26 protein-coding genes are annotated in these 23,124 nt (G+C 34.7%); 6 read left to right on the forward strand and 20 right to left on the reverse strand.

Annotated features, from left to right (window positions below):
* Positions 1-117 precede the first annotated feature (117 nt).
* The 3 genes from FH144_RS01610 to FH144_RS01620 all read right to left on the reverse strand — a co-directional run bounded on the left by FH144_RS01610 (position 118) and on the right by FH144_RS01620 (position 2,061).
* Positions 118-648, reverse strand: coding sequence for a VOC family protein (locus FH144_RS01610; RefSeq protein WP_242313397.1), 531 nt, complete (start codon positions 646-648; stop codon positions 118-120).
* A 36-nt stretch (positions 649-684) separates the two neighbouring features.
* Positions 685-1,344 (reverse strand): MBL fold metallo-hydrolase, encoded by a 660-nt coding sequence (locus FH144_RS01615; protein WP_242313398.1) that lies wholly within the window; start codon positions 1,342-1,344, stop codon positions 685-687.
* Between the two features lie 96 nt (positions 1,345-1,440).
* Complete coding sequence (locus FH144_RS01620) at positions 1,441-2,061, reverse strand: nitroreductase family protein (RefSeq protein WP_242313399.1); 621 nt, start codon at positions 2,059-2,061, stop codon at positions 1,441-1,443.
* 106 nt (positions 2,062-2,167) lie between these two features.
* Here FH144_RS01620 and FH144_RS01625 point away from each other — a divergent pair, with 106 nt between their 5' ends.
* Both FH144_RS01625 and FH144_RS01630 read left to right on the forward strand, forming a co-directional pair.
* Complete coding sequence (locus FH144_RS01625; protein ID WP_242313400.1) at positions 2,168-2,533, forward strand: MerR family transcriptional regulator; 366 nt, start codon at positions 2,168-2,170, stop codon at positions 2,531-2,533.
* A gap of 186 nt (positions 2,534-2,719) precedes the next feature.
* On the forward strand, positions 2,720-4,099 hold the full coding sequence (locus FH144_RS01630) for an amino acid permease (RefSeq protein WP_242313401.1): 1,380 nt from the start codon (positions 2,720-2,722) through the stop codon (positions 4,097-4,099).
* Between the two features lie 73 nt (positions 4,100-4,172).
* On the opposite strand, the gene FH144_RS01635 is transcribed toward FH144_RS01630, so the two are convergent.
* The 14 genes from FH144_RS01635 to FH144_RS01700 form a co-directional block, all read right to left on the reverse strand.
* Positions 4,173-4,835 (reverse strand): ABC transporter ATP-binding protein, encoded by a 663-nt coding sequence (locus FH144_RS01635; protein WP_242313402.1) that lies wholly within the window; start codon positions 4,833-4,835, stop codon positions 4,173-4,175.
* Positions 4,836-4,846: 11 nt separating this feature from the next.
* Positions 4,847-5,896: an ABC transporter permease gene (locus FH144_RS01640; RefSeq protein WP_242313403.1), complete on the reverse strand. Its 1,050-nt coding sequence runs from the start codon at positions 5,894-5,896 to the stop codon at positions 4,847-4,849.
* 73 nt (positions 5,897-5,969) lie between these two features.
* A complete protein-coding gene (locus tag FH144_RS01645; RefSeq protein ID WP_481914028.1) occupies positions 5,970-6,404 on the reverse strand; it encodes a 6-pyruvoyl trahydropterin synthase family protein in 435 nt (144 codons plus the stop codon).
* Between the two features lie 64 nt (positions 6,405-6,468).
* Positions 6,469-7,326: a patatin-like phospholipase family protein gene (locus tag FH144_RS01650; protein WP_242313405.1), complete on the reverse strand. Its 858-nt coding sequence runs from the start codon at positions 7,324-7,326 to the stop codon at positions 6,469-6,471.
* A 15-nt stretch (positions 7,327-7,341) separates the two neighbouring features.
* Positions 7,342-7,872, reverse strand: a complete 531-nt coding sequence (locus FH144_RS01655) for a MarR family winged helix-turn-helix transcriptional regulator (protein WP_242313406.1) — start codon at positions 7,870-7,872, stop codon at positions 7,342-7,344.
* Positions 7,873-7,937: 65 nt separating this feature from the next.
* A complete protein-coding gene (locus tag FH144_RS01660) occupies positions 7,938-8,162 on the reverse strand; it encodes a hypothetical protein (RefSeq protein WP_107507318.1) in 225 nt (74 codons plus the stop codon).
* A gap of 151 nt (positions 8,163-8,313) precedes the next feature.
* Entirely contained in the window at positions 8,314-8,952 is a 639-nt protein-coding gene (locus FH144_RS01665; protein WP_242313407.1) for an ABC transporter ATP-binding protein, read from the reverse strand.
* Positions 8,939-9,712 (reverse strand): ATP-binding cassette domain-containing protein, encoded by a 774-nt coding sequence (locus FH144_RS01670; protein ID WP_242313408.1) that lies wholly within the window; start codon positions 9,710-9,712, stop codon positions 8,939-8,941. The genes FH144_RS01665 and FH144_RS01670 overlap by 14 nt, the downstream gene beginning before the upstream one ends.
* Positions 9,679-10,389: an ABC transporter permease gene (locus FH144_RS01675; RefSeq protein WP_481914030.1), complete on the reverse strand. Its 711-nt coding sequence runs from the start codon at positions 10,387-10,389 to the stop codon at positions 9,679-9,681. Before FH144_RS01675 ends, FH144_RS01670 begins: the two co-directional genes overlap by 34 nt.
* Before the next feature lie 56 nt (positions 10,390-10,445).
* Positions 10,446-11,402, reverse strand: coding sequence for an ABC transporter permease (locus tag FH144_RS01680; RefSeq protein ID WP_242313410.1), 957 nt, complete (start codon positions 11,400-11,402; stop codon positions 10,446-10,448).
* Between the two features lie 2 nt (positions 11,403-11,404).
* A complete protein-coding gene (locus FH144_RS01685) occupies positions 11,405-12,964 on the reverse strand; it encodes an ABC transporter substrate-binding protein (protein WP_242313411.1) in 1,560 nt (519 codons plus the stop codon).
* Entirely contained in the window at positions 12,961-13,653 is a 693-nt protein-coding gene (locus FH144_RS01690) for a class I SAM-dependent methyltransferase (protein ID WP_242313412.1), read from the reverse strand. The genes FH144_RS01685 and FH144_RS01690 overlap by 4 nt, the downstream gene beginning before the upstream one ends.
* A 191-nt stretch (positions 13,654-13,844) precedes the next feature.
* Positions 13,845-15,206 (reverse strand): branched-chain amino acid transport system II carrier protein, encoded by a 1,362-nt coding sequence (gene brnQ, locus FH144_RS01695; RefSeq protein WP_242313413.1) that lies wholly within the window; start codon positions 15,204-15,206, stop codon positions 13,845-13,847.
* 773 nt (positions 15,207-15,979) lie between these two features.
* Positions 15,980-17,185, reverse strand: a complete 1,206-nt coding sequence (locus FH144_RS01700; RefSeq protein ID WP_242313414.1) for a GTP-binding protein — start codon at positions 17,183-17,185, stop codon at positions 15,980-15,982.
* 212 nt (positions 17,186-17,397) lie between these two features.
* Between FH144_RS01700 and FH144_RS01705 the strand changes: the two genes are divergently transcribed.
* Genes FH144_RS01705 through mntC form a run of 3 tightly spaced genes read left to right on the forward strand, consistent with a single transcriptional unit; the run spans position 17,398 to position 19,896 of the window.
* Positions 17,398-18,141, forward strand: a complete 744-nt coding sequence (locus FH144_RS01705) for a metal ABC transporter ATP-binding protein (RefSeq protein WP_242313415.1) — start codon at positions 17,398-17,400, stop codon at positions 18,139-18,141.
* Positions 18,134-18,970, forward strand: a complete 837-nt coding sequence (locus FH144_RS01710) for a metal ABC transporter permease (protein ID WP_107507309.1) — start codon at positions 18,134-18,136, stop codon at positions 18,968-18,970. Before FH144_RS01705 ends, FH144_RS01710 begins: the two co-directional genes overlap by 8 nt.
* On the forward strand, positions 18,967-19,896 hold the full coding sequence (gene mntC, locus FH144_RS01715) for a manganese ABC transporter substrate-binding lipoprotein MntC (protein ID WP_242313416.1): 930 nt from the start codon (positions 18,967-18,969) through the stop codon (positions 19,894-19,896). Before FH144_RS01710 ends, mntC begins: the two co-directional genes overlap by 4 nt.
* Positions 19,897-20,559: 663 nt before the next feature.
* On the opposite strand, the gene FH144_RS01720 is transcribed toward mntC, so the two are convergent.
* Genes FH144_RS01720 through FH144_RS01730 form a run of 3 tightly spaced genes read right to left on the reverse strand, consistent with a single transcriptional unit; the run spans position 20,560 to position 22,579 of the window.
* Positions 20,560-21,267 (reverse strand): hypothetical protein, encoded by a 708-nt coding sequence (locus FH144_RS01720; RefSeq protein WP_242313417.1) that lies wholly within the window; start codon positions 21,265-21,267, stop codon positions 20,560-20,562.
* Positions 21,254-22,084 (reverse strand): ATP-binding cassette domain-containing protein, encoded by an 831-nt coding sequence (locus tag FH144_RS01725; protein WP_242313418.1) that lies wholly within the window; start codon positions 22,082-22,084, stop codon positions 21,254-21,256. Before FH144_RS01725 ends, FH144_RS01720 begins: the two co-directional genes overlap by 14 nt.
* Before the next feature lie 36 nt (positions 22,085-22,120).
* Complete coding sequence (locus tag FH144_RS01730) at positions 22,121-22,579, reverse strand: MepB family protein (RefSeq protein WP_242313419.1); 459 nt, start codon at positions 22,577-22,579, stop codon at positions 22,121-22,123.
* A 250-nt stretch (positions 22,580-22,829) separates the two neighbouring features.
* Here FH144_RS01730 and FH144_RS01735 point away from each other — a divergent pair, with 250 nt between their 5' ends.
* Positions 22,830-23,030: a hypothetical protein gene (locus tag FH144_RS01735; RefSeq protein ID WP_242313420.1), complete on the forward strand. Its 201-nt coding sequence runs from the start codon at positions 22,830-22,832 to the stop codon at positions 23,028-23,030.
* Positions 23,031-23,124 lie beyond the last annotated feature (94 nt).

The following is a 23,124-nucleotide window of genomic DNA, read 5'->3' on the forward strand; positions in this document are numbered from 1 at the left end:
CGTACTCATTGGAAGATCTTATTAATGGAAGTATACCGTATTTTGAGATAATAAAATATAAACTTTATTAATATAACAAATGTGTAATATTGTTGTTAATTTGTAGTTATTTAGCATTTAACTATCCGTCTGTTTTGGCACAAATACTTGGGCTTCACTGTCTTCTGGATAGTAATAACCATTTGGAATGGTTTGTAGTTCTATCAAGCTACCCCATGGACTTTTCACATAGACGGTTTGATTATCTTCTGTATCCTCATACTTAGTGTTCGCATGAGGTTCAGAGATAGGCTGACCACCCGCTTCGGTCACTTGTTGTAATACGCATTCAAAGTGTTCGGCTTCTATGTAGAACGAGATATGCGTAAAGCCAATGTCTTGTAATGATTGAGATGGGCCTTGATGCGCATTTTCAAACTCGAACATTTCAATATTTGGTCCATTGCCAAAGACCATCATACGTTTATGAATAATAGCAGCGCCCTTTTCCAAACCAAGTACGTGCTCAACATAGTCACCGCCACGTGGTTCATCAGACTTCTTCTGACTATCATAAGCAATCTTGCCATTAAGACCTTGTTTGAAAAAGTCTGTCGCTTCTTCCATGTCTGGTACTGTTAAACCAATATGATTAATTCCACGATTCATCTGTACTAAACCTCCCTCAATATTATCCTGTCCGTTTTAAGTATTAGCACCATCTCGGACACGATTAATAATTGCTTGAATACGTTGGCGTTTGTCGTCCTCATTTTCAGCAAAAAAGATGGAAGGTTCATCTTTAATAGCCACCCACGGCACAATTGCATCGAACTCTAAATCGCGAATCAGTTCTAAACTTTGAAGAGCTGCTTCTCTATCGCTTGAACCTAAAATTACAGTACGCCATTCACCCTCCTCAACGCATAGGAAGTCGCCTGTAAATAGATAGCGATGTTCACCATTATCCCACAAGAACATTGTCGTTCCAGGTGTATGACCAGGCGTCGGAATCACTTCGAGATCATCAGCTAACATTTCACGTTGCTTAAAATAACCATCTACTTTAACTGTGTTGCTAATGGCTTTCGCATCATCTTGGTGAATCCAGAATGGTAAGTCTATGGCAGGCTTACCACCTAGTGATTCATGGTTCATTAATACGCGCGTCGCACCACCTAATGCATTGATATCGTCTTTAGCTTGGTTAAGACCTGAAGAATGGTAAATCACTACATTCCCTTCTGGACGTTCTAAAACGAAAGATTTCATTAGATATCTACGGTCGAACGGAAGTACAGAAGTAGAAGTTTCATATATTCCTTTTTCTACTAATGTAAGTGTTTCTAATTGATTATTTGTCATACCATTTCACCCTTTTCCAAAAAATTGGTCTATTATTTATACCCTATTTTAATATATCGCATTAGTTGTTAAGAGTAGTTAAAGCGTGGCGCGTGTTTATTGGTAATCTACGACACGTTCAACTGGCATTCTAAATGACGTATGCGCTTCTTTAGCTTGCTTACCAATTGCAATAATCATGACAGGGACATAACGTTCTAAACCATAGCCAAACGCTTTACCAATCTCTTCTTGTTCAAAGCCACCAATTGGATTCGTATCATAACCGTGTTGTTTAGCAACTAACATTAACTGCATTGCGGCAAGACTGCTGTCTATTTTGACAATATCACTCATCGATTGACGTGTACGTTGTTTATAATTCTCTAATACGATTGGCAACATTTGATCTTTCACTTCTTGAGGCATGTGGCCATGTTTCACAGCTTGTTCGTAAATGTATTCGCCTTCTTCGTAACATTGTAAGTCTCCGAAGATGACAATCATTGCTGAAGAGGTATCATTTTGATTCGTATTAAATTGGATTAATGGACGTAATTTCGCTTTCGCTTCATCACTTTCAACAACTACAAAGCGCCATGGCTGCATGTTAACTGAAGACGGTGCTTTCGTCGCTTTCGCAATCATTTCATTCATTTCTTCGTGTGGAATTTTATAATCCGGGTCAAACCCTTTTACAGATTTACGACCTTCTAATATTTCATTAAAATCATTCATCTTAAAGCCTACTTTCTCATTTTAATATTTTCGTTTATCTCTAGCTTTATTTTATGTAGAATAGATTACCAGTTAAACCATAGTTTAAGAGAAAGGATATGCTTACATGACTACCTATTATATCCAAGAGGTTTCCGAGCGTTGCAAGATTTCTAAAAGCAAATTACGTTACTATGAAAAGCACGACATATTAACTAATATCCAACGTGATGCCAATAATAAACGTATTTATACCGAGAAAGATATTGAACTTATTAGTCTCATCCAATGTTTCACATTGCTCAATATGCCACTTAAAGAAATTAAGCAATACATGCATCAGCTTTCTTCTAATCAGACAACCGTGCCCGACATTCTAGAAACTCATTTAGAAGTTTTAAAGTCTGAACAAGCGCTTATTACTAAACGTATTGAAGCGATAGAACATCGTTTAAAAGATAAAAATTGGTCTTATACTTGTGAAAAAAATTAAATTTATTCTCGATTAATGTCATCGCCTTAATTAATTCATGATTAAAAACAATTAAATGGGGTATTATAAATTTTGTCAAAATAAATAATTCAAAACTGAGAATAATTATTTATGATATAATGAAGAGTATACGTATTTCAGTCATAATTTTCAGTCAGATATATACTCATGAAGGGGAAGAAAATTATGGCAGACAAACTGCAAAGAGAATTAAGCAATAGGCATATACAACTTATTGCGATTGGTGGCGCAATCGGTACAGGACTTTTCCTAGGCGCCGGCGCTTCAGTTCATTTAGCAGGGCCATCGATATTACTTACATATATCATCGTTGGTTTCGTATTATTTATGTTTATGCGCGCAATGGGCGAAATTTTACTATCAAACTTAGGGTTTAAATCATTTGGTGATATTGCCCACCATCATATAGGACCCATGGCAGGGTTTATGGTCGGTTGGACCTATTGGTTAACTTGGATTATTTCAGGCATGGCCGAAGTTACAGCCGTCGCTAAATATGTCGAATATTGGTATCCAGCAATGCCAAACTGGATTACAGCCGCTTTTACAATTATTGTATTAGTGACAATGAACCTGTTCAGTGCCAAATTATTTGGAGAGCTTGAATTCTGGTTATCTATTATTAAAGTAACGACTATCTTAGCTTTAATCGTAGTTGGTATCGTGATGATTGTCTTTGCGATGAAGACACCTTACGGACCAGCAAGCGTTGGTAATATTTGGGGAAATGGAGGCTTCTTCCCTAACGGGGCATCAGGTTTCTTTATGTCATTCCAAATGGCTATTTTCTCATTTATAGGTATCGAGCTTATCGGTATTACGGCTGGGGAAACGAAGAACCCACATAAAACAATTCCTCAAGCGATTAATAACGTGCCATTTCGAATTTTAATTTTCTATATTGGTTCTTTAGCTGTGATTATGTCAGTGGTACCATGGGATAAATTAAATCCTGAAGAAAGTCCATACGTTAAGTTATTCGGGTTAGTCGGTATTCCTTTCGCAGCAGGTATCATTAACTTTGTAGTGTTAACTGCGGCAGCATCATCATGTAACAGCGGGATCTTTGCGAATAGCCGTACCCTATTCGGTTTAGCAGGTCGTAAACAAGGACCACCATTCTTCCATAAAACAAATAAACATGGTGTGCCTTACTACGCCATCTTAGTAACATGCGGATTACTTAGTATCTCAGTTATACTTAACGCAGTTTTCAAAGATGCGACAAAAGTATTCGTTCAAATAACTACTTTCTCAACGGTATTAAATATTATGATTTGGACATGCATCATCTTTGCGTATTTAGGTTTTTTGAAAAGAAATCCTGAATTACATAAAGAAAGTAAGTTCAAAATGCCAGGTGGTAAATATATGGCATATGCCATACTTGTCTTCTTTGCATTTATCTTTATCATTTTATTAATTAGTAGTAGTACACGTTACGCGGTACTATTCGCACCCGTTTGGGGAGCCGTATTATTACTTATGTATCAACGATATAAAAAAGAATCTGAAAAAGCAGAAGTACAAATGGAAAGTGAATAAATTCATTATAGATAGACGAATCCCCTGTACAATCACTAAGAGTGTGATGTCGTACAGGGGTTTTATTTAGTCTCTATTTTTCAGTTAAACGGCCGTCTTCCATATGAAAGACTTTATCGCAAAACTGGGTTAATCGCTCATCATGAGTCACAATAATACATGTTTTATCACGTTGTTTAGATTGTTCTTTTAAAATCTCCATAACTGCCATCGCATTTTCGGTATCTAATGAAGCAGTAGGCTCATCGGCTAAAATAATAGAAGGTTGTGTATAAATCGCTTTCGCAATCGCGACACGTTGTTTTTGTCCTCCAGACACTTCTGAAGGTAATTTATTTTCTAAGTCTTTTAAGCCTAAATCTTCAAGTAGTTTAGTATATTCTTCGCTACTTAACACGTCTTTTTTATAACTTTTTAATAAATGAAATTGTTGTTTGATCGTTAAGAACGGCACTAAATTAGTGGCTTGTAATATAAACCCAATTTCTTTCATTCTCATGTTGGCCAATTGTTTTTGACTGAGTTTAGAAATGTTCTTCTCGTTGATAAATATCTCTCCAGATGTCGGCGTTTGTAATGCCCCCGCCATCGTAAGGAACGTACTTTTCCCGGAACCTGAAGGGCCGACAATGGCTATTAGTTCACCTTTTTCAAAACTTAAAGAAGTCGATTTAACCGCTTCAATAATACGATTTCCATCTTGAAATTCTTTGGTTACATTCTCAAATTTTAACATTGTGGCACCTCCTATCCTATTGCCTTAAGTGGATCTATCTTGCGAATTGATAATACTGAGAATAAACTACCGACAAGCGATGTCAGAATGAGTACAAGCCCAAAGATTAGCAATGTACCGATGTTAAATTGAACGGGTACGGCTTCTGGTAATACAAGACTAGTAAGTAATGTCAGGATAAGTCCTATAAGTGTACCAATAAACGCAAGAATAAAGGTCTGTGCTAGTACCATCTTCATAAGAAAGCCATTAGTAAATCCTTGCGCTTTTAACACGCCGAATAAATTCTTTTTCTGCAAGGTAATGACATATAAGAAGACGCCGATAACTGTCGCTGAAATAACAAATAAGAATGTAATCATAAAGTTCATCGTTAGATTTTGTGGTTTATAGCCAGGTAAATTCTCTACAAAGGCATCCATACCAACAACCTCTAAGTCACTATCAACTTTTTTATCTTTCCACTCTTTATCCCGAACGACGATTGCGTTAGTTTTATCTTTTCCTAATACCGGATTAACCTTAGCAATCGTTTTATTATTAGTAAAAATAACAGGTGAAGCATTATATTTAGCACTTTCTGAGACACCTACAATATGTAACTTTTCATCAGACTGTGATAATTTTAATGTATCGCCTACTTTAAATCCTTTATCTTTTAAAGTTTGATCGATAACGACGTCGTTATCTTTACTAAATGTCTTGCCTTCTACTATTTTAGGTATTAAAAATGACTTCGCATCTACGCCAAAGAGTAAGGCATTTTCTTCACTATCTTGATTTGAGGCAATGACTCCCATTTGTTTTAATGGTGCCGTCTCTTTAAAAGTATCTTGTGCTTTAGAAGTCTTAAATACAGATTGTTGTACCGTTTGGTTCGCATCTTTATTTAAAACAATCGCATCAGCTTTCCACTTTTTAATGCCTTCTGTATTCATATTAATTAAACCATTGGCTAGGCCAGATAATAAGAACAGTAAATAACTGATTAAGACTAGAATCCCAATAATTAAACCAAATTTTAATTTGTTACGTTTAATCTCATTCCATGCTAAGAACATTTAATCCCTCCTTTTCTCTAAGTATATCAATATTTTAATTACTATATTATATCGTTTTGCTTATAATTTATGCTTATTTGTTCATAAGCGTACGATTTAGACTTACCCCGTGTCGTTCCGTCTCAAATAACTCTAAGTTATACATTGAAGTATCTTTTGGTAGATGTTGCTCAAAAGTATCCCAAATCCACATGGCGATATTTTCTGCCGTTGTATTCATATTAGGCAAGGTGTCGTTAAGCAGTTGGTGATGTAATTTAGGTTCAATGTGTTGCTTATAAATGGCATCTACATCATTAAAATCTAATCCTAAACCATACTGCCCGATAGGCGACAACACATCCACGTATAAACGATAAGGATGTTGCGTTAAATCACGATAAACTGTTTCATTAAAATATATACGATTATCACAGATAAAATCATAACTTTGTTTTAGAATAGTATGACCACTTTTATATTGAAAGTGCTTAGGTGCCTCTACATGGCTAAAATCTCGTGCCATCATTCTTCTCCCCTTCATCTATTGTTATTAATTGTAGTTACTTCTTCAAAATAAAACAAAGTAACTATTAATTCCAAAATTGTTTGAGTTTTTTCGCATCATTGTAACCTTGTATTTTAGCTACTTCGAAAATCTCTGGTCTAATTGAAGGATCCACTGTATTACCGCCTAATTCTTTTAATTTAGCAAATACTTCTTTACTAGGTGTAATTAATTTAACTTCTGAACCTTTATTTTCCAACTCTGTTATTGCATCTTCCAATTTATAAGGCGTATTAACTGGTAAATTTGTGGCAAAGATTAATACCTTCTTAGCACCTTGCGCTAGATCAGCATTCTCCATAGAATGACAACCTCCGTCACAATATTTTTCATCGTTAATTGTTGTTGCTGGCCAAACACCTGGAAGAGAACCACTCGCCGCCATCGCTTTATATAAATCAACATTAGATTTTACAGTAAAGGCTACTCGTTCTGCTTGTTGTGTATTAACTGCTGTAATCATTAAGTTTTTAGGCCAGTCATTTACCTTAATTCTTTTTTGTAATCTATTTATATGTTCATGTTCATCAAAATAACATTCTTCCAACGCATAAGCGCCATAGTTCTTAACCCATTCTTGAGGTGTATTAGCGCTATTTTCAATTTCCTGATATCTCTCGAATACAGGATTCATATCTTGAATTGGTGGTATTTCATTTGATTTAGGCGCTATTTGTTGATCATAAATCTCTTCCCAACTATTCATAGAAGTTAGTCCTGTACCAGCTTGTGCTCCACCAGATGTACCAATAACTAAGTCTACATTTCTAATATCCATGCCTTCATTAGAAAGCGCATAAAGGTAACCTAATTCCCAACTAATTGCGAGTGAACCGCCGCCACCCAATACGATAGCATGATTAAATTTTTCTTTTTTATTCATAGTAAATTCTCCTTTTTATCCTTTATAATATTTATCTGCATTTAATGCCATTTTCTTCATCACTTCGAAAGCAATGGCTTTATCTTTTTCATCTATTCCTTCAGAAATCATCATTTCCCATTCACTTAAAATTCCCCATGCAGTTTCTTTAAATTCTCTAGCTTTGGACGTTAAATAAAGATTAAATGATCTTTTATCATCTTGATTTCTCTCTCTAGTTATAAACCCTTTTGCTTCAAGCGACTTTATAGCTCGATTAATACTCGCTTTATCTATACCAATATCTTCAACCATTGTTTCTTGTTTTAAACCATTCTCAATATATAGCGTAACTAAACACATGATTTGAATATAATTTATATCATATGGCTTTAACATTTGAGTGATATAGATATTGCCTCTACGGTATATCTTGGAAGATAATTTTCCGATAAACTTTATATTTTTATACTCGAATTCTTGATTGTTCACAATATCAATCCTTTGAATAATAATAGTTGTCATATCAACTATCTTAATATACAACTCATTTAGTTGTCTTGTCAACTAAATTACCGATTTAAAATAGCGCCTCACTTTACAGTAAGGCGCTAGATTTCAAGAATATTGACTTAGTCTAAGTATTTATCAGCGTGTTCAAGGCCGAAACTATTGTCATTTTTTCTTTCTTCTTCATATTCTTCTTGGCTAACTTCTTCAATTTTTTCAATCGCATAAGCTGCTTTTTTCGCAAATTGTTTTACTTCATCTTCATTGTTAGCTAAAACAAATACTTTTAATACATTGTCATCAACGATATCTTTGTAATGTTGGTAATATAATTTGTAGATTTTCATACAATTATTCCCCTTTCAAATTTACAACCTTATACTTTATAAATTTCCATTAAAGGTTCAAGTAGTACGATATCCCCTAATTTTTAATTTATTAAACCTTAAAATTAATTTAAATAGTCTACAATTAAAAATATACATTGAGATTTACATCCTACTCATGTGAATAATTATTTAAATTCAACATTTGCCCATCAAAGTAATTTAACACGTATGAATCGTGCGAAATAATAATTAACTGCGTATCTTTCAGTGATTTTAACATTTCAATGATAAGCTCTTCATTAATCACATCTAAGTTGGTCGTCGCCTCATCCAATATTAAAACTTTAGGTTCAACAAGCAAGGCTTTGGCAATCCAAAGACGTTGGAACTGCCCACCACTCAATGTTTCTACCCGTTGCTTTAAAATGTCTTTAGGTAACAAACAACGTTCAAGTACACTATCAATTCTTGTTTGGTAACTACTCTTCTCAAAGTTATAATTCTTTAAGGGTTCCATTAAGGTATATTGAACTGTTTTACGTCCATCTAGCGTGTCTTTTTGATATTGAGGGACATATTGGATATGTTGCATCCACGTTTTTAAAGGCGTTTGTTCTTTTAATTTATCTTCAAAATAAATCTGACCTGTGTATTCATTGTCTAACCCTGTAATAATTCGAGCGAGTGTTGATTTACCACAACCACTTTCTCCACAAATTAATAAACATTGTTGCGTCATGTCGAATGAAATATCGTTTAAAATGTGTCGTTGGTCGATATACTTATTTACATGTTTAACTTGAAGCATGACGAATTCTCCTAGAAGCGATTGAAATTAATTTCTCAATATAGGCGTGACGAGGATGTTCTAAAATGCTAGTCGCCTCCCCAGTTTCAATAATATTGCCATCTTTCATAATACTTATATGTGTTGCGTAAGCTTTCACTAAATTTAAATCGTGTGTTACAAAAATAATCGTCATTTGGTTTTTGCGCATGACTTCACTTAAATAATCCATAAATTTATGATTATTATCAGCATCTAAAGCACTTGTCGGTTCATCTAAAATTAAGTAGTCCGGGCGTCTTATTAATGACATAATGAAGGCGATTCTTTGTGCCATACCACCACTCAATTCAAATGGATAACGCTTTAACAATTGTTTGCCTTGCGCTAAGCCGAGACGTTCCATCATAGCGATAATTTCATCTCTTTGTTCTGTCCATGTTAAATCAGAGTCAGACACTTCATGGAGATATTGAAAATGCTTTTCCAAAGTCACGTTTTGAAACATATTACTTTGAACATCTTGGAATACGGCATCAGCTTTAGTTAAATCAAAATTAACCGTTCCTTGATAGTTTAAATTGGAACGTCGCATTCCTAATATTGTTCTAGTAAATAATGATTTACCACTCCCACTTTCACCAATGATGCAATGAAACGCACCAGGTACAACTTGTAGTGAGAGGTCATGTAGAAGTTGACGGTGATGTTCAAAGACACTTAACTGTTGGACATCTAATATTGGATTTAACGTGTTAGCTTTCTGTTTATCATCTGACATAATAACGCACAACCTCCTAACAATAGACCTGGGAAGAAAAAGAGCCACGGCGCGCCGTTAAAATAACTTTTCCCATCAAATAAGATGGTTCCTAACTCAGGTGTTGGTGGTTTAATACCTAAACCTAAAAACGCTAGACCTGAAATACTAAGCATAATCTTGCCAAAATCAGCAGTGATAAGCGCTAAAATATCACTCGTTAAGTGTGGAATCGTATGCGTAAGTGTCGTCTTTACTTTAGAATTACCACTTAACACCGCATACGTAATAAAAGGGCGTTTCTGAATATCTCTCGTTAAATTTCTAAAATATCTTAAGTAACGTCCTATCCACGCGAGTGCCAGTGAATAGATTAAGCCAAGCATTGAATTACTAACCAAGCTCAATGCGACTAAAGCGATAATAAATGACGGAATCGCTAGTAACATATCAGCGACAAACATTAACAACTGATCGAACCACTTACGTTCAATACCAGCGATAAGGCCGAGTGTTAACCCAATTGCGACACTAAGTATAATCACAGTAAGCGTTAAACCGAGTGTCACGCCTGTCCCCAGAAACAATCGAGTAAAGAAGTCCCTTCCTAGCTGATCAGTCCCTAACAAATGTTTTAAACTAGGTGCTTGTAAAGGTGAGGACAGGTCTGAACCTTGTATTTTTGTATAACCATACATCAATAATAAGATACAGATCGCTAGACTACCCGCAATATAATATTTTAATTGCTGTCTCATAACGATTTCCTCTTTCCATGCTTAGAACGTAGCGTTGCTTGTTGGCGTAGTCTTGGTTCATTTTTCAAAATAATTAAATCGCCAATATAATTAATCAACATAATCGACACTATAATCATGACGACGATGCCTTGAATTAAAGGGTAATCACGTTGATTAATCGCTGTAATCAATAATTTGCCTATACCGGACATACTAAAGATCACTTCTAAAATGACTGCTTTACCAAACAAGTGAATGATACTATTAAACGAAATAGTCATTAATGGCGCAAAAATTTCTTTAATTTGAACGTGAATGCGCGCAACTAAATTTAAGCGTCTTAATACCGCAAGTTGGTAGGCATCATTATCCAATGTGCGTTCGATCAAATGTGCCGTCATAAGTAACACATGGCATCCTTCAATCATTACAATGGTGATAATTGGTAGTAAAAAGTGTTGCCACGAGTCGCTTCCCACAAATGGTACCAGTTGCCATTTAACACCAAAATAATAAATTAACAGAATCGCCAACCAATATTCAGGCATAGAGGTCATCACTTGAGCCACGCCACGAATCGTCTTCGCATAATGGCGATGTGGATGATTACCAATCAGATAGCCGATGATATAGCCAAATGGCAACATAATGCATGCAGAAACAAGGATTAAGACGAGCGTTGGAACGACCGATTCTATAATCATTGAAATGACTGGTTCATTTGTACTAAAGCTATAACCTAGATTGCCTGTAAATGCATGACCCACCCAATCAACATATCTTAGAAACATATTACGACCTAGTCCCAGTTTATGTTGTGCCAACTCCATATGCTCTTGTGTAATCGTCGTATAACCATGTCGTTGTAAATAGAGTATCGCGGGATTCCCTGATGTCTTTTCTACTAGCACGAAGATGATAAACGAACTGATTATGAGATATAAAAGTAGTTTGAGCGTTCGCTTGATCATGGCTACTCGTTAACTTTCAATGTTTTATAATCAATTGGTGCGTCAGTAAGTCCTGAGAATTTAAATGATTTTACTTTATCACTCAAGACAAATGTTTCGTTTGGATAAGCGATTGGCACGCCATAATATTGTTTATTAAAGTGTTTGAAGATGTCATTAAACGCTTGTTGTTGTTCTTCTTTTGAAACTTTTGTTGGGAAGTCATCAAGTTTCTTAGTAAGTTGTTCATCGTCAGCTAATACACCTGGTTTGCCATCCATATTGCGATATACTGAATTCATGAAATTGTACGGCATTAACGCATCAGAATACGTTCTATAGAAAATAAGATCGTAATCCTTTTGAGTCCATAGCGTATCGTAATATGTTTGAGCATCTAACGTTTTAATATTTAATTTAATACCTACTTGTTTCAACTGACGTTGTAATTTTTCAGCTTTGTCTTTCCAATTTGGAAATTCTGCCGTTTGAATGGTTAAATTTAATGATAATGGTTTGCCATCTTTTTCGAAGATACCATCGTCATTTTTGTTGTAACCTTCATCTTTTAATAATTCTTCTGCTTGTTTCTTATCAAATACATGTTTTTCCTGGTTATCCTTAGTCACAAATTCTACATTCTTTTGGAATAAACCTTTCATCTCTTTACTAGATAATTGTGACGTATCAATACTCTTACTAATAGCTTCACGTACGGCGCGATTTTGTAATGTCTTATTATTAGGGTTAAATGCCATAAAATGGCTTACCGTACTTGGTTTATCTTCAATTGTTAAGTCTTTATTCTTCTTATCTTGTTTAAGTTGTTGTTCTGACAACATACCTAAGGCGCCACCTGAGACGTCTACCTCGCCACTTTGAACGGCTGAGTTTCTTGAATCACCATCTTCAATTGTTTGGAACGTTAAATTGTAGTTAACAGGATGGTCGTTATTAAAGTGTTTATTCGGTTTCAATGATGTCTTCTCTTTACCTTGTTCATCTACTACAAATGCACCTGTACCAATAGCTTTTTTAAACTTGCCATTCACTTTTTCCCCTTCAACTGCGTGTGGGCTCATAATACGTAATGGTCGCACTTGTGTTAACTCGTTTAACACCTGATTTGAAGGCGATTTAAGTTTAATTTGTACGGTATGGTCGTCTTTAACTACCACTTTATCTAATTTCTTCAATGTCTCTACCGTTGTCTCTTTGTTCATAGCTTTCGCACGATCGATAGAGAATTTCACAGCTTTAGCGTTTAAAGGTGACCCGTCTGAGAATTTAACATCCTTTTTCAAGTGAAATTCATATACTTTTCCTGAGTCATCTACCGACCACTTATCGGCTAATCCTGCTTTGATGCCTTTATCTTTGTCGTATCTTACTAAAGCGTCATACACTGCACTGTAGACGGGCATTGCCGCATCGTAACCTTGGGCGTCTAATTTATCCGCTTTAGCCTCGGTTGGTAATGACACTTTGACTTCTTTGTTATCTTTTTGGTCATCGCCATTCCCACAACCCGCCAACATAATAGACGCACTTGCAGCCATCGTTATTAATAATCTTTTCTTCATAAATTAACGCCTTCTTTCACTCTAGCTTTTATTAAAAATGACTCCTCAAATAGGGTGCGCAAATAGTCATTCGGTGATAAGTAAAAATCACTATAATGCGTTAAATCAATAACATCTGGAACGGGTTCTTTTATAACTGCCACTTCAAAGCCTTCTGCCACAAAGCTATCTACAATATCTTTGAGAGAGTGATTTTGTGATGGTGTAGCGCCGTATTGATTAATCGTGTCGTTCATAAATTGGCGACTCGGATTGTCAGTATGGTCCGCAAATGTCGCGTAATAGACACCATTCGGTTGTAATACTGCTTTTAAATCTTTCGCGTGTTGGCGTAAGTCCTCGATTAAATAAAGTACCGATGTACTTACTGCAGTATGGAATGTTTTGTGAGTGTCTTGCGGTGTATCTGTTAATACATATGTAAGTGGGCGTTCTCCTTTTAATTCTTCAGCTTTCTTCAACGATGCGCGTGCTAAATCAATTCCTACGCCTTCTTCGAAAGGTACTGTGTCGTACATTTGGCGTAAAAATCCTCCCTGATTACAGCCAAAATCTAAAATTCTTTTACCTTTAATATCTTCTCTATCTAACATTTGGATTGTTCTTTCCCATGCTTCTTGATGGTCACGAGCCATATCATCGTCTGATTCTTGCCCTTTTTGCCACCAAACCTCATAACTCTTAGTCATTAAAATTCTCCTCGTCTAATATAAATCGTAATAATTACGTTTTATATCGTACTACAATAATTCATTAAGCACAATAAGAATTTAATTTAAAAATAAAAAATGATAATTTCTATCTTGGTTCAATAGAAATTATCATTTTTCTTTTGGTCTGAGAGTTTTATGTCTCAGGCTACTCGTTACAATGAGTCATATTATTTAGTTTGTGTGGTTTTATTAGAACGGATTTTATATACGATAAAACCAATAATAAATCCGATAATTGCTGGTACAATCCAACCCATACCGATTGTATAGAATGGTAAATATTTTTCGGCAAATCCTACTAATGATTGAGCGAATCCAGTCTTCGCAAAAGATTCTGGACTTGCTTTAACTCCATCGAAGAACGCCGCAAATACTGTAAAGAACGTTGTAAAGCGGTAAACGATTGTTGAGTGATTAAATAATGGACTTGCAAGTGTTAATAAAATTAACGTGATCGCTAATGGATAGATGAACATCAGTACTGGTGTTGAATACATAATGATTTTTGTTAAACCGACGTTGGCGAAGATACATGCTAATACGCTGGCACCAGTAGCTAACCATAGGTAATTCATTTTCGGGAAGAGTTCTGTAAATGTTTCTGAAAATGCTGTAATCAACCCGATTGCCGTTTTTAAACATGCCACGATGATAATAAGTGACAAGATGATAATACCGTAATCGCCTAAGTAGTATTGAGCGATTTGTGCAAGTGCGATACCACCATTTTCACTGACTTTAAAATGACCTAAACTCATTGTACCCATTACGGCTAATAGCGTATAAATAATACCCATACCGACGATACTAATCGTACCTGATTTAAATGTTTCTTTCGCAATATCGTTCGGTCTTGTGATACCAAGTTTCTTGATTGTTGTCACGATAATAACACCGAATGCGAGTGATGCTAAGGCATCTAATGTGTTATAACCATCGATAAATCCTTTAAGTAATACGCTGTTGCTATAGTCTGGGCTTACTGGAGCATTGCCAATGCCACCCATTGGTCGAATAAATGCTAATAGCACAACGATTCCTAGTAATACTAAGAAGACGGGATTTAAGAATTTCCCTATGTAATCTAATATTTTTGAAGGTCTTTTTGAAAAGAACCATGCGACTAAGAAGAATAAAATACTGAATATTGGAAGTATCACTTTACCAGTACCTGGTGATATGAAAGGTGAAAATGCGATTTCATACGATGTTGTTGCAAGTCTTGGTAAGGCAAAGAATGGTCCAATAACGAGATATAATGCGATTGTGAATAGGTAGGCATAGATTTTACTTACTCTTGAAGAGATTTCGAATATGCCGTTTGTTTTGGATACGCCAATGGCTACGATACCTAAGAATGGTAGGCCAATTGCGGTGATTAAGAAGCCGAGATTGGCGAGTAGTACGTTGGAACCAGCCGTTTGTCCAAGATGAATTGGGAAGATTAAGTTTCCTGCTCCAAAGAACAATCCAAACAACATAGAACCAATAAAGATGTTTTCTTTGATTGTAAGTTTGTGTTTCATCATGTGTCCTGTTTCTCCTAATTGTGTATTTACTAGCTATTATACAAAACTTTGTTGTTCATTTGTTCGAAATATTCAATAAATTTATAAAAAATTACTTTAATGTATTTATTTATTCAAATTACTTTTACGTTTTGATTAGTATCAATACTTTAAATGGCCATGCGTTTTATACCAATACTTCGTATTGTTTGGCTCTTATTTTGTATAAATACGAATAGTTAGTCTAATATCTTTTAATACCAATACTTCGTATTGTTTGGCTCGCGTTCTTAGGGGGACTGGCTAAGCCGCGGTCTTAGCCTAGCCCTGTTCCCTCAAGAGTCTCGCCAACAATACTACGTAAGGGTATGTGAATTTTACTAAAATAAATTTATAAAATATTTTATGTTATTCAACTACTCATGAGATTTCGTACTCTATTAAACAATTTATTGAAGTAATAACTAAATAACCATACTCCAATTAATTGTAAGTATGTTTTAGATTACAAGTTTAATTTATGACAAGTTATTGTATTAACATGAAGTTATACTATTACATCTATTGAATAAGGCAAAGTATTGATTACGACACGCCTGTGGGGGAGTGGGACAGAAATCTAATGAAATTTCTAAGATTTCGTCGTCCCACCCCGGCAAGGTTGGCTAGAAATGAAGAAAGTGAGGCTTGAACGCATCTTCATTTCAGACAACTACTGCCAAAAATGTACAAAAAACAGTTTGAGACGAGGGGTGAGATCTCAAACTGTTTTATTGCTTTAATGCTAAATCATATTAATTTGTAGCTTTGGTAATCTTCCATTGGTATGGATCCTCTAGGTCGTTCCAGTCTTGTTGGATTTCTTCACTATTAATCAAGCATTGGTCTAATTCTTGTTCAATTTTCTCGCGGTCTAGGTCTGTTCCAATAATTACAAATTGTGTATTTCTATCGCCGTATTCGATATCCCATGTTTGGGCAACGTCTGGGCGTTGTCGGAGTATTTGTTCACGTTGATCAGGTGCCATGGCTGCTACCCAGTATGTGACAGGACTAATATTACATGATGAGCCTGCTTGTGATAGTAAACATGCCACTTCATTGTATTGCGCTAGCCACACAATTCCTTTTGTTCTTACCACATTTTCAGGTAAATTCTCTAACCAAGTATTAAAACGTTTCGCGTGAAACGGTAACCTTCTTGCGTACACAAATGAACTAATGCCGTATTCTTCTGTTTCAGGTGTATGTGTGGCATGTCCGCCTTCTGTGAGTTCTTTAATCCAGCCGGCAGAGTTACTTGCTGTTTCAAAGTCAAAACGTCCTGTGTTTAATACATCGGCTAAATCTACTTGTGAGTTGGTTGTTTTGATTAATTTAGCTTCAGGTTGTAATTTCTTGAGAACATTTTCCAAACGAGCTAATTCTTCTTTTGATACTAAATCTGTTTTATTGAGGACTAATACATCACAGAATTCTACTTGATCGATTAGTAAATCGGCAATGGTTCTTTCGTCGGTTTGGTCGGCGCCTTCATCACGGTCGACTAATAAATCTTCGGAGTTAATATCATTGATGAAGCGATTCGCATCGACGACTGTTACCATCGTGTCTAATCGACATATTGAGGTTAAATCAATGCCCATTTCCTCATCAATATAAGAGAATGTCTGCGCGACTGGCACTGGTTCAGAGATACCTGTAGATTCAATGACGATGTAATCAATATTGCCTCGTTGTACCAAGCGCTCCACTTCTTTAAGTAAATCATCTCTCAACGTACAACAGATACAACCGTTCGATAATTCGACTAACTTTTCATCAGTCCTAGATAGTCCCCCACCCTCTGCAACTAAGTCTTTATCAATATTAACCTCACTCATGTCGTTCACAATGACCGCAATACGTTGACCGTTGCGATTATTTAAAATGTGATTCAGTAACGTTGTTTTACCAGAACCAAGATAACCACTTAATACAGTTACTGGAATTTTGCCCATAAAATCATACCCTTCTTTTAAATCGTAATAATTACGTTTTGTATTTTACAGTTATATTTAAAATTGTCAACGTTACTCAACCACACGCTAGCACTACTTCGCGGGCGCTTTTACATTTAAATCAAATATTACTCCCCTTGACATTATAAATTTTAGCATTGTATGATGAAATAAATTAGGTTAACCTAAACTTTATGTTAGGAGGTTGTTATTTGTTATCGATAAGCAATGTAAATTTATATTTAAGTCATAAACATGTACTTGAAGATATTAATTTATCGTTACCTATTGCTGGCGAAGTGATAGGTATTATGGGCCCAAATGGCGCTGGTAAATCTTCTTTGTTGAAAAGTTTAATCGGAGACTTTAATGCTTCAGGAGAAATGACGCTATACGGGAAACCAATACATAAGCAATTAGAATATATTACTTATATTCCGCAAAAGGCACATTTAGATTTGGACTTTCCAATTAATGTTGAAAAGGTCATCTTGTCGGGGTGTTATAAAACCATTGGTTGGTTCAAGCGTGTCGATCACTTTTCAAAAATGAAATTCCACCAATTATTAAAAGAATTAGAGTTAGATCATCTACAGTATAAGCAACTATCAGAACTGAGTGGTGGTCAATTGCAACGTGTCTTAGTGGCACGCGCTTTGATGTCGGACAGTAAGGTCTATCTATTGGATGAACCGTTTGTGGGCATCGACTTTAGTAGTGAGTCATTAATTATGGACAAAATTAAGCAACTGAAGGCACAAGGTAAATTAGTGTTGATTGTTCATCACGATTTATCAAAAGCTGAGTCCTATTTCGACCGCATTATATTGCTTAATCGAACATTACGCTTCTTTGGTCCGAGCACAGAGGCAATGCAACCTAGCAATTTAAATCGCACTTTCTCATTCAATATTAAGCCTGTGACTAACGAAAGGACTGAACCATGTTATGAATGATTTTTTTCAACATTTATTTGATTATCAGTTCTTAAATCGTGCGCTAATCACTTCCATAGTTGTAGGAATTGTCTGTGGCACAGTCGGAAGTCTTATTATCTTACGAGGCTTATCTTTAATGGGAGACGCGATGAGTCATGCGGTTTTACCTGGTGTCGCTATTTCATTCTGGTTAGGCATTCCTATGTTTATCGGAGCAATGTTTACTGGAATGATAGCCAGTTTACTTATCGGCTTTATTTCGAATAACAGTAAGACAAAGCCAGATGCAGCGATTGGGATTAGCTTTACAGCTTTTCTAGCGAGTGGTGTAATCTTGATTAGTTTAATCAATAGTACGACTGATTTATATCATATTTTATTTGGTAATTTACTGGCTATTACTCATCAGACGTTTTGGTCGACGATTATTATCGGCATCATCGTGATGTTGTTAATTATTGTACTTTACCGTCCATTAATGATTTCGACGTTTGATGCAACGTTTAGTCGCGTTAGTGGCCTAAATACAACATTGATTCATTACTTTGTGATGTTATTACTAGCATTGGTGACAGTGGCAAGTATTCAAACGGTTGGTATTATCCTAGTCGTAGCCTTGCTTGTAACCCCTGCATCGACCGCATTTTTAATAACGAAACATTTATATTCAATGATGATTGTAGCAAGCATTATTAGCGTTATTAGTTCGATTATCGGGCTTTATTTCAGCTTTATCTACAACATTCCAAGCGGTGCCACAATTGTCATCGCGACATTTAGTATATATATTTTGACCCTTCTTTTCACAAAAATAAAAATAAAACATAGAGGTGTACGTACAACATGAAAAAGTTAATTCCAATATTAGTTGCACTGCTACTTGTCTTAGCGGCATGTGGCTCTAACTCAAGTAAAGACCATTCAGATAATGGTAAGAAATTAAATGTCGTGGCAACCAATTCTATTATCTACGACATGGTGAAAAATGTGGCGGGCGATGATGTCAATGTTCACAGTATCGTCCCTGTTGGCCAAGACCCCCACGAATACGAAGTAAAACCAAAAGATATTCAAAAACTGACAGATGCCGATCTTGTACTCTACAATGGTTTCAATTTGGAAACAGGTAATGGTTGGTTTAATAAGGCTTTAGACCAAGCTGATAAGTCGATGAAGGACGAGTCAGTGTTCGCGGTGTCTAAAGATGTAAAACCGATTTATTTGAATGGCGAAACTGGCAACAATGACAAGATTGACCCGCATGCTTGGTTAAGCTTAGATAACGGTATTCAATATGTGAAGAATATTCAATCACAATTGATTAAAGCTGATCCTAAGCATAAAGCGGATTACGAGAAACGAGGTGATGCTTATCTCGCTAAACTGAAAAAGTTAAACAATGACAGTAAAGATGCATTTAAAGATATTCCTGATCAAGAACGTGCAATTATTACAAGTGAAGGTGCGTTCAAGTATTTCTCAAAAGCCTATGATATTAAACCTGGCTATATTTGGGAAATCAATACCGAAAAACAAGGTACTCCTGAGCAAATGAAACAAGCTGTGAAGTTTGTTAAAGACAATCATCTTAAACATCTGTTAGTTGAAACTAGCGTGGATAAAAAAGCCATGAACAGTTTAACGGAAGAAACAAATAAATCTATTTATGGGGAGGTGTATACAGACTCTATAGGTAAAGAAGGTACAGAAGGTGATTCATACTACAACATGATGAAACATAATATTAAAACGATTCACGGCAGCATGAAATAACAGAACAATGTAAGATAAGTGAATATGATGTTGATTAAACACTGCGTATTATTTGGCTTCACTTTTCTGAGGGGTCAAGAGAACGAGATTTAATAAAATTTCTAAGATTTCGTTGCTCCACCTAGGCAACGTTGACTAGAAATGAAGAAAATATTTTCATTTCAGTCGACTACTACTAGGTCTCATCCCTTCGTCGTATAGTACCTCTCAAAAGGTTCGCCAACAATACTGTGTTTAATCATGTGGTTCAATAATAAAGTTTTAAAACATTCTCCTAAAATAATTATCCTGGGACATGGGTCCCAATTTAATCCTAAAACAATTTAATCCTAAAAATTTTCTAACCCTTAAATAATTTAATCCTAAAAAAAGGCTCGAAGGTGGTGTTAATCATCACCCTCGAGTCTTTTATTTTATTTATACTGCGTACTTTTTATTTCGCATTTCGCATGGGGGGAGCGGGACAGAAATCTAATGCAATTTCTAAGATTTCATAGTCCCGCCCCGGCAAAGTTGACTAGAAATGAAGAAAGTGAGGTTCGAATGCTTCTTCATTTCAGACAACTACTGCCAAGTCGAGCCACGGTCTCGACGCTCATCCTCTTCCCTCAGGAGTCTCACCAACAGTACTCCGTAAAATATGTGAGCAATATTTAGCATTAATTAGGAATAATATTCAGTTTTGTTAAAAATATAATAAAGTATTGTTGTTACTATGATGATATATAAAATTAACCATACATTAGTTAAAAGAAATGAAGAATCAAATATGATATTGGAAGATTGATTTAATAGCATTAATAATTCACTAATAGGTGGAAATATCCACAATATAAATTTTAAAACAGGAATAGTTTGGATGATTGTTACTCTTAAAATTGAAATTAAGAATATCAATACAATAAGCAACCAAATAAACTTATTTGATAACGTAGGAATAGAATTTATAAGCGTTGTAAGTATAATACCGACGATTGTTATTATTAAATGTAAATATAAACCGATTAATACTTCTGATAAACTCGGCCAATGTTCAAATCGCATAGTAATAATGGGGTAAAGAATGGCACAAAACACTATCGGCAATAATATAAGACATGAAAATAATAATTTGCCCGTTAAATATGCATTTCTAGATTTTAATTGAGTGAACAATAAATGTTTTTCTTCTATAGAATCTAAATTCACAATGATTGAAGTTAACCACGCACTAATAAAAAGTAAAATCATTGAAGTACTAGCAAAACTTGATAACACAGGTTGATTAGAATAGAAATAAATAACCACTAAAATGATTAAGAATGTAACAAGAGGAGCAATATATTTATAAGATCTTATAAAATTTTTAAACTGGTAATTAATAAATGCCATCTTCATTATCCTCTCTTACCTCTTCAATAAAATAATCATGTTTAATTAAAGTAGCAATAATTTCATTACTTTGTGAAGAACTCACTTTTATTAAAAAAGAATCGCCTTTCTGTTCAACTTTCAATCCACTGTTCTTTAAAATGTTAATTAAATCAGCATGAGATTGAGCTTTAACTTTAATAATCTTATTTTGAATTTTAGTTTTTTGTGCTATTTCAAATAATTTATTTTCTTCCAAGTTAAATTGATGAGTAATAAAAGAATCATCTAAGGTTTCTTCATGAGAAGTTAAAATAATAGTTGCCGTTTCCATTTTACTGGTTAATAATGACTTCAAAGTTGTTATCGCTTGTTTATCTAAACCAGAAAATGGTTCATCCATTATATAAATGTCTGCTTTTCTTACTAAACACTGAATAATATTCACTTTTTGTTGTGTACCTTTAGAACAAGCCCTTATTCTTTTGTCTAAAAAAGCATCTAAACCAAAATGTTCTATTAAATAATCCATATTTAGTTTATTTTCAGATGTTGGATTTAATTTTCCTATAAAATTTAAATACTCTCTAACAGTTAAGTTGATAGTTGACGGTAAAATATCAGGAGCATAACTTATCGAACCGCTTCTATGTATCGAACCTTTAGTAGGTTGTAACAACTTAGCTAACATCTTCAAAGTTACACTCTTTCCTGACCCATTTTTACCCTCCACTAAAATAATAGATTGCTGCGGGAAAAATAAATCAAGATGTTCAATTATTTTATTAGTCCCAATTACTTTAGAAATACCTTTAGCCTCTATAACAAAGTTATCCATTTAAGCACTCCTATTTAATTATGAAACGCATTTATCTTAAATATTAGTCATCTCGGTAAAATACTTACATTGCCATTGTTGTGTCTTAATAGCAGACTTATTCAATTCTGTTACCCATGGCGGGTAGACTCTTAGTGCCATTTTACCTTTATTATTATCACTTTTTAAAATACCTTTATTTGTTAGTACTTCTCGAGGAAAAATAAATTGTCCTTTTCTGTGATTATCAATAATATTAATGACTAATTCAATACCTAATTCTTCGCTAGTAAGTGGTCTATTCTTCCCATGCTCATCTTTTGTCCATAGCGCGAAAAAGAACCCTTTTTTCTTAGGCGTCTTATTCGCTAATCTACTTCTAACTACCCCGTCGTTTGTGTAAATAGTTAAAGCTTCATATTCCCTATTCCATTGTTCTATTTCGTAGGAGCTTTTAGAGATAGTATATTTCTTTTTTAAAAGTGGGTACGAGACAAAACTTTCTAGTGTAGTCATTTATGCTAGACTCCTTATTAAATATGACTTTGCCTTCCATTTATCATAACTATACCACTCTAATTACTAATAAAAATAATTAGAGCATAATAAGTATGTTTTTTAATAAATCACTTAAAAAATACATGAAACTTTCTTATACTTTAATAAAGAGTAATCATTCAATTTTGAAATTAATTTCGCAAAATTAAAGATAAAATGTGAGTCTAAGATTTTACTTTTTACATCTACCGAGAAAGGTTGGAGGTTTATGTCGAAATCTAAAATAAGATTAATATTTAATATCTTTGTTGGTGTGTTATTTTTAGTTTTTTTATATTTAATTGTTATCTCTGAGACAGTTAGCCCTATGTGGTCAATGGGGTTTGTCATAACTGTAACAATTATTAAAATTATCAGAGACAAAGTAGCGCCAAAGAAAAAGAAGAATAAGGATGAGGATAATAATTAAAAGGATGTTTCATGATGAGTACTAATAAAAAAGTTTATCTAACTTTCTTAATAATAACTTTTATCATATATATTGCTTTACCTATAATTTTTAA

Origin of the sequence: Staphylococcus sp. acrmy (assembly GCF_022690565.1) — a bacterium.
GTDB lineage: Bacteria > Bacillota > Bacilli > Staphylococcales > Staphylococcaceae > Staphylococcus > Staphylococcus caledonicus.

Excerpts from the sequence above, each read along its gene's own strand:
- FH144_RS01610 (WP_242313397.1), bottom strand. The coding sequence starts at position 648 with ATGAATCGTGGAATTAATCATATTGGTTTAACAGTACCAGACATGGAA.
- FH144_RS01690 (WP_242313412.1), bottom strand. The coding sequence starts at position 13,653 with ATGACTAAGAGTTATGAGGTTTGGTGGCAAAAAGGGCAAGAATCAGAC.
- FH144_RS01720 (WP_242313417.1), bottom strand. The coding sequence starts at position 21,267 with ATGGCATTTATTAATTACCAGTTTAAAAATTTTATAAGATCTTATAAA.
- FH144_RS01735 (WP_242313420.1), top strand. The coding sequence starts at position 22,830 with ATGTCGAAATCTAAAATAAGATTAATATTTAATATCTTTGTTGGTGTG.
- FH144_RS01620 (WP_242313399.1), bottom strand. The coding sequence starts at position 2,061 with ATGAATGATTTTAATGAAATATTAGAAGGTCGTAAATCTGTAAAAGGG.
- FH144_RS01615 (WP_242313398.1), bottom strand. The coding sequence starts at position 1,344 with ATGACAAATAATCAATTAGAAACACTTACATTAGTAGAAAAAGGAATA.
- FH144_RS01660 (WP_107507318.1), bottom strand. The coding sequence starts at position 8,162 with ATGAAAATCTACAAATTATATTACCAACATTACAAAGATATCGTTGAT.
- FH144_RS01730 (WP_242313419.1), bottom strand. The coding sequence starts at position 22,579 with ATGACTACACTAGAAAGTTTTGTCTCGTACCCACTTTTAAAAAAGAAA.
- FH144_RS01635 (WP_242313402.1), bottom strand. The coding sequence starts at position 4,835 with ATGTTAAAATTTGAGAATGTAACCAAAGAATTTCAAGATGGAAATCGT.
- FH144_RS01685 (WP_242313411.1), bottom strand. The coding sequence starts at position 12,964 with ATGAAGAAAAGATTATTAATAACGATGGCTGCAAGTGCGTCTATTATG.
- FH144_RS01640 (WP_242313403.1), bottom strand. The coding sequence starts at position 5,896 with ATGTTCTTAGCATGGAATGAGATTAAACGTAACAAATTAAAATTTGGT.
- FH144_RS01630 (WP_242313401.1), top strand. The coding sequence starts at position 2,720 with ATGGCAGACAAACTGCAAAGAGAATTAAGCAATAGGCATATACAACTT.
- FH144_RS01665 (WP_242313407.1), bottom strand. The coding sequence starts at position 8,952 with ATGCTTCAAGTTAAACATGTAAATAAGTATATCGACCAACGACACATT.
- brnQ (WP_242313413.1), bottom strand. The coding sequence starts at position 15,206 with ATGATGAAACACAAACTTACAATCAAAGAAAACATCTTTATTGGTTCT.
- FH144_RS01625 (WP_242313400.1), top strand. The coding sequence starts at position 2,168 with ATGACTACCTATTATATCCAAGAGGTTTCCGAGCGTTGCAAGATTTCT.
- FH144_RS01675 (WP_481914030.1), bottom strand. The coding sequence starts at position 10,389 with ATGTATGGTTATACAAAAATACAAGGTTCAGACCTGTCCTCACCTTTA.
- FH144_RS01700 (WP_242313414.1), bottom strand. The coding sequence starts at position 17,185 with ATGGGCAAAATTCCAGTAACTGTATTAAGTGGTTATCTTGGTTCTGGT.
- FH144_RS01645 (WP_481914028.1), bottom strand. The coding sequence starts at position 6,404 with ATGATGGCACGAGATTTTAGCCATGTAGAGGCACCTAAGCACTTTCAA.
- FH144_RS01650 (WP_242313405.1), bottom strand. The coding sequence starts at position 7,326 with ATGAATAAAAAAGAAAAATTTAATCATGCTATCGTATTGGGTGGCGGC.
- FH144_RS01670 (WP_242313408.1), bottom strand. The coding sequence starts at position 9,712 with ATGTCAGATGATAAACAGAAAGCTAACACGTTAAATCCAATATTAGAT.
- mntC (WP_242313416.1), top strand. The coding sequence starts at position 18,967 with ATGAAAAAGTTAATTCCAATATTAGTTGCACTGCTACTTGTCTTAGCG.
- FH144_RS01680 (WP_242313410.1), bottom strand. The coding sequence starts at position 11,402 with ATGATCAAGCGAACGCTCAAACTACTTTTATATCTCATAATCAGTTCG.
- FH144_RS01725 (WP_242313418.1), bottom strand. The coding sequence starts at position 22,084 with ATGGATAACTTTGTTATAGAGGCTAAAGGTATTTCTAAAGTAATTGGG.
- FH144_RS01710 (WP_107507309.1), top strand. The coding sequence starts at position 18,134 with ATGAATGATTTTTTTCAACATTTATTTGATTATCAGTTCTTAAATCGT.